The following is a 14,380-nucleotide window of genomic DNA, read 5'->3' on the forward strand; positions in this document are numbered from 1 at the left end:
TAAAGGTATGGGTCGCTTCAGCCCAGGCCGTCGAGGCGGCGCATCAGCTGCTGGGCCAGCTCGTCTTCCGACAGCTCGTCGAAGGAGCCGACATCGGGAGCGGCCGCGGGGGTGGGCGCGGCGGTGGGCGCGGGGTTGGGCACGGGCACCTGGGGCGCCGGCGCGCCGGCCGCGGGCATGAGATCGGCGAACACCTCGCGCGCCAGGTGCTCGGTGAGCGCCGCGACGCTGGGGTGGTCGAAGGTGAGCGTGGCCGGCAGGGTGCGCCCGACCGCCTGGCCCAGGCGGTTGCGCAGCTCCACCGCCATCAGCGAGTCCAGGCCGAGCTGGCGCAGGGGTTCGGTCACGTCCAGGTCTTCGCCGCGCTGCAGGCCCAGCACCTTGACGGTGAGCTGGCGCACGTGGTCGCGCAGCAGGGTTTTGCGCCGGTTCGCGGCGGCCGATGCCAGGCGCTCGCGCAAGGACGGCTCGGGTGCGGCGGCGGTCTGGCCGGGCGCCGGCACCTGGCCGGGCCGCGCCAGCCCGCGCAGCAGCTCGCCGAACAGCGGCGGCGCGCCGTCGGCCAGGTGCGCCCAATCGCTGTCCAGCACGGCCAGCTGGGCGTTCGGGAACAGCGCGCCGGGCGCGGACCGGCGCATCGCGTGCTCGAGCGCGGCCAGGCCGTCGGCGGGTGCGATGGCGCGCAGCGAGCCGGGCTTGTCCAGCCGGCGGTCGGCGGCGGCGCCGATCTCCGCCCAGGGGCCCCAGTTGATGCTGACGGTGGGCAGGCCGCGCGCCTGGCGGTACCAGGCCAGCGCGTCCTCGAAGGCGTTGGCCGCCGCGTGGTTGGACTGGCCGGCCGGCCCCGCCACCGAGGCGCCCGAGGAGAACAGCACCAGGAAGTCCAGGTCCGGGCACAGCGTGTGCAGGTTCCAGCTGCCCCGCACCTTGGGCCCCATCACGGTGGCGAAGCGCGGCCAGGTCTGCGCCGCGATGACGCCGTCGTCCAGCACGCCGGCCGCGTGCACCACGCCGGCCAGCGGCGCCAGCGCGGCGGCCTCGGCCAGCACGCGCTGCAGGTCGGCGCGGCGCGCCACGTCGCCGCGCGCGGCCAGCACCTGGGCGCCCTGCCCCCGCAGGCCTTCGATCACCGCCAGCGCGCGGGCGTCGGGCGCCTGGCGGCCCATCAGCACGAGGTGGCGCGCGCCCCGCTCCACCAGCCACGCGGCCACGCGCAGCCCCAGGCCGCGCAGGCCGCCGGTGACGAGGTAGGCGCGGTCGGCGGCGAGGCGCGTCGGGCCCCCGGCCGGCGCGGTGGCCGCGTCGTGGCGCACCAGGCGGCGCGCCAGGCGAGCGCCGCCGCGCCGCGCGATCTGGTCCTCGCGCGAGGGCGATTGCAGTTCGTCCGCCAGCTGGCGCGCCGCCTCGGCGTCTCCGCTGGCGGGGTCGAGGTCGAGGCGCACGCAGCGCAGCTCGGGGTGCTCCACCGCCACCACGTGGCCCAGGCCCCAGGCCGTGGCCTGGGCGGCGTCGGCGCTGTCGTTCGCGCGCGCGGCCTGCGCGCCGCGCGTGACCAGCCACAGGCCCGGCGCGCCGTCGGCGCTGCCCGCCTGGGCGGCCAGGGTCTGCACCGTGGGCAACAGCCCGCCGATCAGGCGCTGCTGCTGCTGTTCGACGGCGTCCGGGTCCAGCGCCTCGTCCAGGCGCGCGTCCAGCGGCTGCAGTTGCACGACGCCCTGCCAGGGGCCCTCGCCCAGCGCGGCGGCCAGGCCGGCCGGGCCCTCGGCCAGCACGCGCACCTCGTCGCCGCGCGCGCGCAGTTCGCGGGCCAGCGCCTGCTGCAGGCCCGCCGCGTCGGGCAGCAGCAGCCAGCGCCGCGCCGCGTGGGCCTTGGCCTCGGCCAACGGCTGGCGGGCCAGGAACACGGCCTGCTGTTGCAGCACGGGGTGTGGCGTGTCGCCGGGCAGCGCGGCCGGCTCGCCCAGGCCGTGCTGTTGGAACAGATCGAGCCAGGCCCCGCGCGGCATCAGCGCGTACTGGCGGCGCTGGGTGTCGGCGTAGGCCCACCAGCCCTCGAGCAGGCCCACGGTGAGGTCGCCGAAGCGCTGGGGCGTGGTGCCCTCCAGCAGCACCAGGGTGCCGCCGGGCGCCAGCAGGCGGCGCACGTGGTCCATGGTGGTGTCGAGGTCGGGCGTGGCGTGCAGCACGTTGGCGCCGATCACCACGTCGTAGGCGGCCTCGGCGAAGCCCTGCCCGGCGGGCGCGGCGCCGATGTCGAGCACGGCGTAGCGCATGAAGCCGTGGGCGGCGAACTTCTCGCGCGCGCGGTGCAGGAACAGCGGCGACACGTCGGTGAAGGTGTAGTCCAGGTTCGCCGTGGGCAGGCGCGAGAGCACGTGGTGCGTGGTGCTGCCGGTGCCGGCGCCGATCTCCAGCACGCGCAGGGGCCGCCCGGCGGGCCAGGCCGCGGCGATGGCCGCCAGCGCGTCGGCGATGAGGGCGTTGTAGACCTGGGCCGGTGGCGAGTGCTGGTACAGGCGCTCGGTGTCGGCCAGCGAGCCGCCCGGGAACAGCAGGGCCAGCGGGTCGGCCTGGCCGCGCAGCACCGCCGCGAGTTCGCGCGCGCAGCGCGCGGTGAGGTTCAGCTCGGCGTCGCAGTCGGCGAAGCGCGCCAGCAGATCGTGGTACCGCGCCTCGGGGTCGCCGGCCCCGGGCCAGTGCCGCACCGAGTAGCCACCGGCATCGCGCGCGAGCGCGCCGTCTTCCACCAGCATGCCCAGCATGCGCTCGAACAGGCGGCCGTGGCGCGGCAGCACGCCCAGGCGCGTGGCGAGCGCGGCGGCGGGGCCGAGGGCTTCGCCAGGACGCGGGTCCAGGCCCAGGCCATGCAGGGCCTGGCGCACGTAGTCGGCGGCCAGGGCGTCGAGTTCGGGCAGGAAGCCGGCGTAGCGGTCCAGGCCGTGCTGGCGCGCGAGTTCGTCCACGCGCGGGCCCAGGGCCTGGGCGATGGCGACGGGCGAGGCCGCGCCGGCCGCGTTCGGCGGCAGCTCGCGCCACACGATCTCATGCAGCATGCGGCGCACGCTGGCCGGCACGCGGCCCTGCGGCGCCAGGGCCTCGGGCCGCGCGCGCTTGAAGTGCATGCCCTCGAACCGGGCCAGCACCGCGCCCGCGTCGTCGAGCAGCGTGAGGTCGGCGCTGAAGGTCTCTGCCCGGGCCGGGTCGCGGCCTTCGCCGGGGCGCAGCCTCACGTGGTTCCAGACCGCGCGCCCCGGCGCGCGGTCCAGGTGGATGCGGTCGACCTGCAGCAGCAGGAAGGCCTGGTCCAGGGTCGCCCCCTGCTGGGGCAGGCCGGCGCCGATGACGTGGAAGCAGGCGTCCAGGCAGGCGGGGTGCCACAACAGGCCGGCCTCGGGCGACAGGCCGTCGGGCCAGGACAAACGCGCCAGCACCTCGCCCTCGCCGCGCCGGATCGACTCGACGCCGCGGAACAGCGGGCCGAATTCCAGGCCCAGGGTCTTGAGCCAGCCGTAGTAATGGTCCACGTCGATGGCCTCGCCCAGGCGCGCCGCGATCGCGGCGGGCGCCTCGTGCGCGGGCACCGACGCGGTGGCGGCCGCGAGCCGCGCGCTGGCGTTCACCGGCCAGCCGCCCCCCTCGGCGTCGAAGGCGGCGATGCGCAGGGCGCTCACGCCCGCCTCGGGCGCGCCAAGCACCAGTTGCGCGCGCACCGGTTCGTCGCCGTGGAGTGGCATCGCGCGGTGCACCACGAAATCACGGATCTCCACGGGGCCGTCGCCGAACTGCCGTTGCGCGGCGGCGCGCGCCATTTCCATGTACACGGGCGAGGGCAACAGCCAGCGGCCCAGGATGCGGTGGTCGCGCAGCCAGGGCTGGACCGCCAGGCCCCAGCGCGTCTCGAACAGGCGGTCGCTGGTGAGCGACTGCGCCACCTCCCTGCCCAGCAGCGGGTGCAGGGCCGCGGGCCGCGGCTCGGCGCCGCGCGCGGGCGCGTGGTCGTCTGGCGCCCAGTAGCGCTCGCGCTGGAAGGGGTAGCCCGGCAGCGCGACACGGCGGCGCGCGCGGCCGGCGTCGAAGGCCGTCCAGTCGATGGCGGCGCCCAGGCCGTGCAGGCGCGCCAGGCTGCCGAGCAGGCTCTCCCAGTCGCCGCGCCCTCGGCGCAGCGAGGGCAGCCAATGGCGCTGGCCGTCGCCCGAACCTTCCGGCAGGCAGGCCTGGCCCAGGCCCAGCAAGGTTGGGTGCGGGCCCACTTCCAGAAAGACCTCGACGCCCGCCTGCGCCAGCGCCTGCACCGCGGGCGCGAACTGCACCGCCTCGCGCACGTGCTCGCGCCAGTAGCCGGGCCGGGTGATGGCCTCGCCCACCGGGCGGCCCGTGAGGTTGGAGATCAGCTCGATGCGCGGCGCGCGCAGGTCCACCGACGCCACCAGCCGCTCGAACTCGGCCAGCATGGGCTCCATCAGCGGCGAGTGGAAGGCGTGCGACACCTTGAGCCGCGAGCAGCGCAGGCCCTGGGCCTGGCATTGCGCCTCGACCGCCTCGATGGCGCGAAGAAGGCCCGAGACCACCACGTTCTGCGGCCCGTTGACCGCGGCGATGGACAGCTCGCGCGGCCAGGCCCCGATGAGCGCGGCCACGCGCGCGGGCTCGGCCATCACCGCCAGCATGCCGCCGTCGCGCGGCAAGGCGCCCATCAGGCGGCCGCGCGCCGCGATCAGCTGCAGCGCGTCGTCCAGGCCGAACACGCCGGCCACGCAGGCCGCCACGTATTCGCCCACGCTGTGGCCCATCACCGCCGCCGGCCGCACGCCCCAGGACAGCCAGAGCTGCGCCAGCGCGTACTCCAGCGCGAACAGCGCGGGCTGGGTGAAGGCGGTGTCGTCGATGGCGCCGTCGCCCTCGGGCGCGAACAGCACCTCCAGCAGCGGGCGCGGCAGCTGGGCGTCGAGCCCGCCGGCGCAGCGCTCCAGCGCGGCGCGAAACACCGGCTCGCTGGCGAAGAGCTCGCGCGCCATGCCGGCGTGCTGCGCGCCCTGGCCAGTGAACAGAAAGGCGATCTTGGGCGCGCGCGCGCCGGCCGTGGCGGCGAACACGCCGGGCGGGTCCTCGCCCGCGAGGTGGGCGCGCAGGCGCAACGCGGCCTCCTGCGGCGACGCCGCCAGCACCGAGAGGCGGTGCGCGAAGGGCGCGCGGCCGGTGTTGGCGCTGTAGGCGAAGTCCGCCAGCGAGGCGCCGGCGCCGTCGAGCGCCTCGGCGTAGGCCGCCGCGAGGGCGCGCAGCGCGCCGTCCTGGCGGGCCGTGGCGGTGAGCAGGTGCAGCGGCCGGTCGGGGCCGGCAGGGGCTGGGGCGGGCGCGGGTTCGGGCGCCTGCTCCATCACCAGGTGCACGTTGGTGCCGCTGAAACCGAAGGAGCTGACGCCGCCCAGGCGCGGGCCGGTGCCGCCGGGCCAGGGCGTGAGCGCGGTGGGCACGCGCACCGCCAGATCGTCCCAGGGGATGTAGGGGTTGAGCGTTTGCACGTGCGGCTGGCCGGGCACCTGGCCGTGGCGCAGGGCCAGGGCCAGCTTGATCACGCCGCCCACGCCGGCCGCCGCTTCCATGTGGCCCACGTTGGCCTTGACCGAACCCAGCAGCAGCGGCGCATCGCCCGCCTGGCGCGGCTCGCCCAGCACCTTGGCCAGGGCCTGCACCTCGATCGGGTCGCCCAGCGAGGTGCCGGTGCCATGCGCCTCGACGAAGCCCACGCGCGCCGGGTCCACGCGCGCGTCGGCCAGGGCCTCGCGCAGCACGGCCTCCTGCGAGGGGCCATTGGGCGCGGTGAGGCCGTTGCTGCGGCCGTCCTGGTTGGCCGCGCTGCCGCGGATGAGCGCGACGATGTTGTCGCCCGCGGCCTGCGCGTCGGACAGGCGCTTGAGCACCAGCACGCCGCAGCCCTCGCTGCGCACGAAGCCGTCGGCGCGCGCGTCGAAGGTCTTGCAGCGGCCGTCGGGGGCCATCATGTGCGAGCGCGACAGCGCCACGCTGACGTCGGGCGTGAGGATCAGGTTGACGCCGCCAGCGAGCGCGGCGTCGCACTCGCCGCGGCGCAGGCTCATGACGGCCTCGTGGATGGCCACGAGCGAGGATGAGCAGGCGGTGTCGATCGACAGGCTGGGCCCGCGCGTGCCCAGCACGTAGGACAGGCGGCCCGAGGCGATGCTGTGCGCGATGCCCGAGGCGGTGTAAGCGTCGAAGCTCTCCTTGCCGCCGTCGCGCAGCAGCTGGTAGTAGTCGCCGGCCGACATCCCGATGAAGACGCCGGTGCGGCTGCCCTCCAGACGATCGGCCGGGATGCCGGCGTGCTCCAGCGCTGCCCAGGCCACCTCGAGCAGCAGGCGCTGCTGCGGGTCCATGCTGCGCGCCTCGCGCGGCGAGACGCCGAAGAAGTGCGGGTCGAAGCCGTCCACGTCGCCCACGAAGCCGCCCCAGCGGGTGTTCATCTTGCCCGGCGCATCGGGGTCGGCGTCGTAGAAGTCGTCGATGGCCCAGCGCTGCGGCGGCACCTCGGTGATGGCGTCCACGCCGTCGCGCACCAGGGTCCAGAAACGCTCGGGCGTGTCGGCCCCGCCGGGGAAGCGGCAGCCGATGCCGACGATGGCGATCGGCTCGCGCGCGCCGCTGCCGCCGGCCTCGGCGAGCCGCGCCTCCAGCGCCGTCACGCGCTCCTGCAGCCCGTCGGCCAGCAGCGCCAGGCGCTTGGGCGAAAAGTGGCTGATGCGTTCGAGGAAGTCAGACATCCGATTGCTTTCTCTGCAGCTTCTTCGCGAACAAGGCCTCGATCTCCTCGTCGCTCAGGTCATCGATGGCCTCGACCGCGCCGCTGGCCGTGGGCACGGGTGCGGCGGCGGCTTCGGTCTCGGCCTGCGGCGCCAACAGCTGCCCGATGTACCCGGCCAGCGCGTCCAGCGTGGGGTAGTCGAACACCAGGGTGGCGGGCAGGCCGCGCGCCAGGCCCAGGTCCTTGCCCAGGCGGTTGCGCAGGTCCACGGCCATCAGCGAATCCAGGCCCAGTTCGTTGAGCGGCTGGCGCGGGTCGATGCGGCGGGCGTCGGCCACGTCGACCACGCGCGCCACATGCTCGCCGACGAAGGCCAGCAGGCGCTCGGCGCGCTGCGCGCCCGGCAGCCCCTTGAGTTCGTCGGCCAGCGAGGCGCCGCGCGCGGGCGCCGGCGCGCTCGCCGCGCGGGGTGCCTCGCCGTGCGTGGCGGCGCGGAAACGCTCCAGCAGCGGCGGCACGCCCGCGTCCAGGAAGCGCTCCCAGCGCACCGGGAACACGCCCACGCTGGCGGCCTCGCCGCGCATCAGCGACTGCAGCAGGTCCAGGCCCATGCGCGGCGTGATCGCATCGATGCCGCGCGCGCCCACGCGCTGGTCCACCGCGCGGTCGGCGGCAGCGCCGACCTCGCTCCAGGCGCCCCAGGCGATGCTCAGGCCCGGCAGGCCTTGCGCGCGGCGGTGCAGCGCGAGCGCGTCGAGGAAGGCGTTGGCGGCCGCGTGGTTGCCCTGGCCGGACGAGCCCAGCAGGCCGGCCACCGAGGAATACAGAACGAAGAAGTCCAGCGGCCGTTCGCGCGTGAGCGCGTGCAGGGCCCAGGCGCCCTCCACCTTGGGGCCCAGCGGGCGCGCGAAGCGCTCCCAGGTCTGCTGCTGCAGGGCGCCGTCTTCCAGCACGCCGGCGCTGTGAATGACGCCGCGCAGCGGGTGGTCCTCGCCGATCAGGTCCAGCACGCGCGCCACTTCGTCGGCGCGCGACATGTCGGCCTGCACCAGCTTCAGCTGCACACCGAGCGCGCGCATGGCGTCCAGCGTGGCCAGGGCGGCCTCGCCGGGCGCGCGGCGGCCCACCAGCACCAGGTGGCGCGCGCCCTGCTCGGCCAGGCGCATGGCGCTGATCAGGCCCAGGCCCGACAGGCCGCCCGTGACCAGGTAGCTGGCCTCGGGCGACAGCGATTCCATGCAGGCCTGCGCCGGATCGTGGCGCGTGAGCACCACCTTGCCGGTGTGGCGCGCCTGGGCCATGAAGCGCAAGGCCTCGGCGCCGCGCGCCAGCGGGAAGGCGTGGTACGGCAGCGGGCGCAGCTCACCCGCGTTCACCAGGCCCATCACCCGCTCGAACAGGGCCTGGGCGGCGGCCGGGTCCTGGTAGCGCTGGGCGTTGAGGTCGATGGCGTGGTAGCGCGCCTGGGGGCGCTCCTGCGCGAAGCGCTCGGGCGTCCAGATGTCGCGCTTGCCGATCTCCAGGAAAACGCCATCGGCCGCCAGGCAGCGCACGCTGGCCGCGATGAAGTCGCCCGCGAGCGAATTGAGCACCAGGTCCACGCCGCGGCCCTGCGTGAGGCGCAGCACCTCGTCGGCGAAGTCCAGCGTGCGCGAGTCCATGACGTGGTCGACGCCGAGCGCGCGCAGCGTGGCGCGTTTGGGCTCGCTGCCGGCGGTGGCAAACACCTGAGCGCCCGCGCGCCGCGCGAGCTGGAGGGCCGCCATGCCCACGCCACCGGCCCCGGCGTGGATGAGCACGCGCAGGCCCGGACGCAGCCCGCCGAGCGTGTGCAGCGCGTGCCAGGCGGTCATGAAGGCAAAGGGCAGCGTGGCCGCCTGGGCGTAGCCCATGCCGCGCGGCAGCGGCGCCACGTGGCGTTCCTGCGTGGTCACGTGGCTGGCGAAGCAGGCTTCGCCCGTGGCCACCACCGCGTCGCCCACGGCGAAGCGGGTGACGCCCTCGCCCACGCGCACGATGCGCCCGGCGCACTCGCCGCCCAGGGGCTCGGGGTCGTCGCGCAGGGCGACGGCGTTCATGATGTCGCGGAAGTTCAGGCCGGCCGCGCGCACCGCGATCTCGACCTCGCCCGGGCCGGGCGCGCGCCGCGCCATCGGGCGCAGCGCCATGTCGTCGAACACGCCGCTGGCGGCCTTTTCCAGTCGCACCGGCGCGTCGTCGGCGGCCGCCAGCGGGAAGGGCGCCAGGCGCGCCACGTGGCGCTGGCCGCCGCGCAGCGCAACCTGGTCCTCGGCATCGGCCGTGGCCAGCGCGCGCAGCAGGCCCTCGGCCATCGCGGACACATCGGCCCGTGGATCGAGATCGACGCAGCTGGCGCGCCACTCGGGGTGCTCCAGCGCGATGACCTTGCCCAGGCCCCAGGTCGGCGCCTGCGCGGCGTCGACCGCGTCGGCGCCATCGACGGCCATCGCGCCGCGCGTGGCGATCCACAGGCGCGGGGCGGTGGCGAACGCGGTGGCGCCCATGGCCTGCACCAGGTCCAGCAGCGAGCCCAGACCGGCGCGCAGCGAAGGCACCACGGCACCGGCCTGGGCCGGGGGTGTGTCGAGGCTGCCGAGGTGGACCACGCCCCGCCACTCGGCGGCCGCCAGGGCCTCGCGCAACGCGGCGGCGTCGGCCCCGGTGGCGGCGCTCGCGGGCCGCAGGTCCACCACCTGGCCCGCGCCACGCAGGCCAGCGGCCAGGGCATCGCCCACGCCTTGTTGATCGGTCAGCAGCAGCCAGCGCCCGCCCGTGGGCATCGGCTCCAGCGCTTCCACCGGTTTTCGCGCGGCCAGCAGCACCTCGCGCGAACGCGGGTCGGGCGCATCGATGGCGGCGGCCTCGAAGCCCGTCTCGGCCAGCAGCGACAGCCAGCGCTCGCGCGACAGCAGCGGCTGGCGGGGCCGCAGATCGGTGTCGGTGAAGCGCCACCAGCCTTCGGTGAGGCCGAAGGTGATGTCGATCCAGCGCTCGTCGCCGGCCACCTCCAGCATCAGCAGGGTGCCGCCGGGCGCCAGCGCGCCGCGCAGGCGGCCCAGGGTGCGGCGCAGGTCGGCGGTGGCGTGGACCACGTTGGACGCGATCACGAGGTCGAAGCGGCGCCCGTCCAGGCCCTGCGCGGCCAGGTCCTGCTCCAGGTCCAGGGCCTGGAAGGCCATGAAGCGGTGCGCCGCGAAGGCCTCTTTCGCGCGCGCCACCATCGAGGGGCCGACGTCGGTGAACAGGTAGTCGCAGCGCCCGGCGGGCAGCGCGGGCGCCAGCCAGGCGGTGGTGCCACCGGTGCCGCCGCCCACCTCCAGCACGCGCAGGCGCTGGCCCGGGGGCAGTTGGCGCAGCGCGGCGCGAACGGTTTCGCGCACCAGCTGGTTGTAGGCCTTGGCCTCGGGGGCGTCGCGGTACAGGGCCTCGGCGAGGGCGGCCGAGCCGTCGGGGAACAGCCGGTGCAGCGGGTCCACCGCGCCGCGCAGGATGCCGCCCAGCGCCTCGCCGCAGTTCGCAGTGAGCGTGAAGCGCGGGCGCGCGGCCGGGTGGCGCTGCAGCAGCGCGGGCAGGCGCTGCATCGGGTCGGCCGGCGTGGGCCAGTGCAACACGGTCCAGGCCCCGCCCTCGGCGCGCAGCACGCCGTCCTCGGCCAGGATGGCCAGCAGGCGCGGCAGCAGGCGGTGGTAGCGCGGCGCCACGCCGAGCGCGCGCGCCAGCGCGGCGGCCTCGACCCGCTCGCCGGCCGCGGGGCGCCAGCCCAGCTCGGCCAGGGCGCGCACGATCCAGTCGGCGCTCAGGGACTCCAGCGCCAGGAAGGCCTGCTGGTAGTCGTCCAGGCCGTGCTCGCGCGCCAGGCCGTCGAGCAGCGGGCCGGCCAAGGCCGCCAGTTCGGTGGGCGCGGGCAGCCAGGCGGCGTCGGGCGCGCGCGGCCATTCGATGGCGTAGACCGGGGCCTCGCCCGCGCCCAGCGGGCGCAGCGCGATGCCTTCGAGCGTGGCCACGGGCCCCTGGTCGTCGCTGACGGTGACGCTGGCCTTGAGCAGCCCCGCCCCGCCCTCGCCCACGGTGATGCGCGCATGGCTGGTCACCCGCGGCCCCGGCGTGCGGTGCCATTGCAGGCGCTCGATCGCCATCGGCAGGTAGGCCTGGCCAGCAGCGGTGCGCGCGGGCAGCGCCGCGGCCATCACCTGCAGGCAGGCGTCAAGCAGGGCCGGGTGCAGCAGGTAGTCGCCCGCGCCGGCGGCGGCGGGCAGTTCGATCTCGCCCAGGGCCTCGCCGTCCTGGCGGTGGAGGTGGCGCACGCCGTGCAGGCTGGGACCGAAGTCCAGTTGGCGCTCGCGCAGGCCCTCGCGGTGCGCGGCGCCGTCCCGCGTGTCGGTGCAGCGGGCCCGCACGGCCTCGCGCGGCTCGGGCGTGGGCGCTTCGGCGCGCTCGGCCGCATCGGCATAACGGCCCAGCGCATGCCGTTGCCACGCGTCCTCATCGGCGCCATCGGCCTGCGACAGCACCTCGACGCTGGCGGCCTCGCCCTCGGGCCGGCGCACGATGACTTGCACCGTGCGGGCCTCCTCGCCCTCGAAGGCCAGGGGCTCGACGATCGCCACGTCGTGCAGCGCGCGCGCCTCGCCCCAGACCTGGCGGCTGGCGGCCAGCGCCATTTCCAGGAAGCCGGTGGCCGGCAGGATGGCGCGCCCGTTGACCCGGTGGTCGGCCAGGTACGGCAGGTCGGCGGCGCGCAGGCGCTGTTCGAACGACACCACCTCGCGCAAGGCGCCGCGCAGGCGCGTGCCCAGCAGCGGGTGCGCGGTGTCGCGGCCCGCGGACCGGGGCGCCACGGGGCGCGCGCGGAACCACTGGCGCTCGCGCTGGAAGGGGGTGCCGGGCAAATCGGTGGGCCGGCAGCCGGACGAGGACCAGACGGCCCGCCAGTCCAGCGGCGCGCCGGCCAGGAACAGGCCGCCCAGCGACTCGGCGAGCTGGTCCAGGTCGTCGCGGCCCTTGCGCAGCGTGGGCACCAGGGTGGGCGCGCCCGCGCCCAGCGTGGCCTCCACGAACGGCAGCAGCGTGGGGTGCGGGCCGACCTCGATGCACACGTCGGGCGAGACGCTGGCCAGCGTGCGCAGGCCATCGGCGAAGCGCACGGCCTCGCGCACGTGGCGGCGCCAGTAGCGGGGCTGGGTCACCTCGGCCGGGTCGGCCCAGCCGCCCGTGAGGTTGGACACCAGGCGCAGCCGCGGCGCGGCGAACGGCACGCTTGACGCGGCCTGCTCAAAGGCGTCGAGCACCGGCTCGACCAGCGGGGAATGGAAGGCGTGCGAGACCGGCAGCACCTGGCAGCGGTGGCCGCGCGCCGCGAAGCCCTCGCACAGGGCGTCCACGTCGGCGGCGGCGCCCGCGATCACGGTCTGGCGCGGGCCGTTGACCGCCGCGATGGCGACCCGCGCCGCGCGCGGGGCGAGCGCCTCGGCCACCTCGGCCTCGGGCGCGGACACGGCCGCCATGCGGCCACCGGCGGGCAGCGATTGCATCAGCGCGCCGCGCCGGGCGATCAGCCACAGGGCGCGCTCCAGCGGCATCACGCCCGCGAGGCAGGCGGCCACGAGTTCGCCCACCGAATGGCCCATCACCGCGTCGGGCCGGATGCCCCAGCTGATCCACAGCTGCGCCAGCGAGTACTCGATGGCGAACAGCGCGGGCTGGGTGAAGCCGGTGTCGTCGAGCCGCTTCGCCGGCGCCTCGGGGTCGAACAGCAGCTCGAGCAAGGGGCGCTCGATGGCGCCTTGCAGCCCGGCGGCGCATTCATCGAGCGCGCGGCGGAACACCGGCTCGCGCTCATAGAGGGCGCGGCCCATGCCCAGGTACTGCGCGCCCTGCCCCGTGAACAGGAAGGCGAAACGCGCCGGGTCGCGGCGGTGCACGCGCGCGGTCCGCAGGTTCGGCGCCTCGCGGCCCTCGGCCAGGGCGCGCAGGCCCTCGACCAGTTCGGCCACGCTGCGCGCCAGCACCACGGCGCGCAGCGCGAAGGCCGCGCGGCCCACGGCGGCGCTGAAGCAGAGATCGGCCAGTTGCTCGTCGGGCCGGCCCGCGAAGGCCTCGGCGCAGCGCGCGGCCAGCGCGGCCAGCGCGGCGTCGTTCTTGGCCGAGAGCACGAACGGCCACTGGCGGCCGGCGGGGCTGTTCACCGCCGCCGGTGCCTCGGGGGCCTCTTCCACCAGCACGTGCGCGTTGGTGCCGCTGAAGCCGAAGGAGCTGACGCCCGCGATGCGGCGGCCGTTGATGGGCTCCCAGGGCGTGAGCGCGGTGGGCACGCGCAGGGCGAAATCGTCCCAGGGAATGTGCGGGCTGGGCGTCTTGAAGTGCAGGTGCGGCGGAATCTGCCGCTGCCGCAGCGACAGCACCAGCTTGATGAGCCCGGTGACGCCGGCCGCCGCTTCCAGGTGGCCCAGGTTGGTCTTCACCGAACCCAGCCACAGCGGCTGTTCGCGCCCGGCGCCGAACACCGCGCCCAAGGCCTGCACCTCCAGCGGGTCGCCCAGCTGCGTGCCGGTGCCATGCGCCTCGATCAGGCCGACCTCGTGCGGCCGCAGGCCCGCGCGCGCCAGGGCCTCGCGGATCACCGCTTCCTGCGCCGGGCCGTTGGGCGCGGTCAGGCCGCTGCTGGGGCCGTCCTGGTTGACGGCGCTGCCGCGGATCACCGCGAGCACGCGGTCGCCGTCGGCCTGCGCGTCGCTCAGGCGCTTGAGCACCACCACGCCACAGCCCTCGCCGCGCGCGAAGCCGTCGGCGGACGCGTCGAAGGTCTTGCAGCGGCCGTCGGGCGCGAGCATGCGCGCGTGCGACAGCGCGATGTACAGGTCGGGCGAGAGGATGAGATTGACACCGCCGGCCAGGGCCATGCGGCAGTCGCCCGCGCGCAGCGCCTGGCAGGCCAGGTGCACGGCCACCAGCGAGGACGAGCAGGCGGTGTCCAGCGTGAGGCTGGGGCCCTGCAGTCCCAGCAGGTACGAGAGGCGGCCCGAGCCGATGCTGTGGGCGATGCCCGAGGTGAAATGCGCGTCGAGCAGCGAGCGGTCGCCGCTCATGAGCTGCAGGTAGGCGTAGTCGCTGCTGCACATGCCCATGTAGACGCCGGTGCGCGTGCCCTCCAGCCGGTCGGGCGCCTGGCCCGCGTGCTCCAGGGCCTCCCAGCTCACTTCGAGCAGCAGGCGCTGCTGCGGGTCCATGCCCTGGGCCTCGCGCGGTGCGATGCCAAAGAAGCCGGCGTCGAAGCCGTCGATGGCGCCGAGGAAGCCGCCCGCGCGCGTGGCAATGCGCCCGGGCGCCTCGGGGTCGGGGTCGTACAGGGCCTCGGTGTCCCAGCGATCGGCGGGCAGCGGGCCGATGGCGTCCACGCCGTCGCGCATCAGGCGCCAGAAGCTGTCGGCGTCGTTGCCGCCGCCGGGCACGCGGCAGCCCAGGCCAATGATGGCGATGGGCTCGCGCGCCGCGGCCTCCAGCGCGGCCACGCGCGACTGCGCCGCCTCCAGCGCGAGGAAGGCGCGCTTGAGGGGCGACAGGGCGGGTTCGCCAGCGGGGGCCGGGGGGCTTGCGTCGTTCATC

General features: G+C 76.0%; 2 protein-coding genes. Both read right to left on the bottom strand.

Going from position 1 to position 14,380, the window contains the following annotated elements:
* Nucleotides 1–17: 17 nt before the first annotated feature.
* Nucleotides 18–6,776, bottom strand: a complete 6,759-nt coding sequence (locus BHU06_RS04935) for a type I polyketide synthase (protein ID WP_070398026.1) — start codon at nt 6,774–6,776, stop codon at nt 18–20.
* Nucleotides 6,769–14,379 carry a type I polyketide synthase gene (locus tag BHU06_RS04940; protein ID WP_070398027.1) on the bottom strand — a complete coding sequence of 2,537 codons (7,611 nt, stop codon included), beginning with the start codon at nt 14,377–14,379 and terminating at the stop codon, nt 6,769–6,771. The genes BHU06_RS04935 and BHU06_RS04940 overlap by 8 nt, the downstream gene beginning before the upstream one ends.
* Between the last annotated feature and the right edge of the window lies 1 nt (nt 14,380).

It is taken from the genome of Hydrogenophaga sp. PML113, assembly GCF_001777155.1.
In the GTDB taxonomy this organism is placed as follows: domain Bacteria; phylum Pseudomonadota; class Gammaproteobacteria; order Burkholderiales; family Burkholderiaceae_C; genus Hydrogenophaga; species Hydrogenophaga borbori.

Bases quoted from the DNA above. Each gene is read 5' to 3' on its own strand.
- BHU06_RS04935 (WP_070398026.1), bottom strand. From the start codon at position 6,776: ATGTCTGACTTCCTCGAACGCATCAGCCACTTTTCGCCCAAGCGCCTG.
- BHU06_RS04940 (WP_070398027.1), bottom strand. From the start codon at position 14,379: ATGAACGACGCAAGCCCCCCGGCCCCCGCTGGCGAACCCGCCCTGTCG.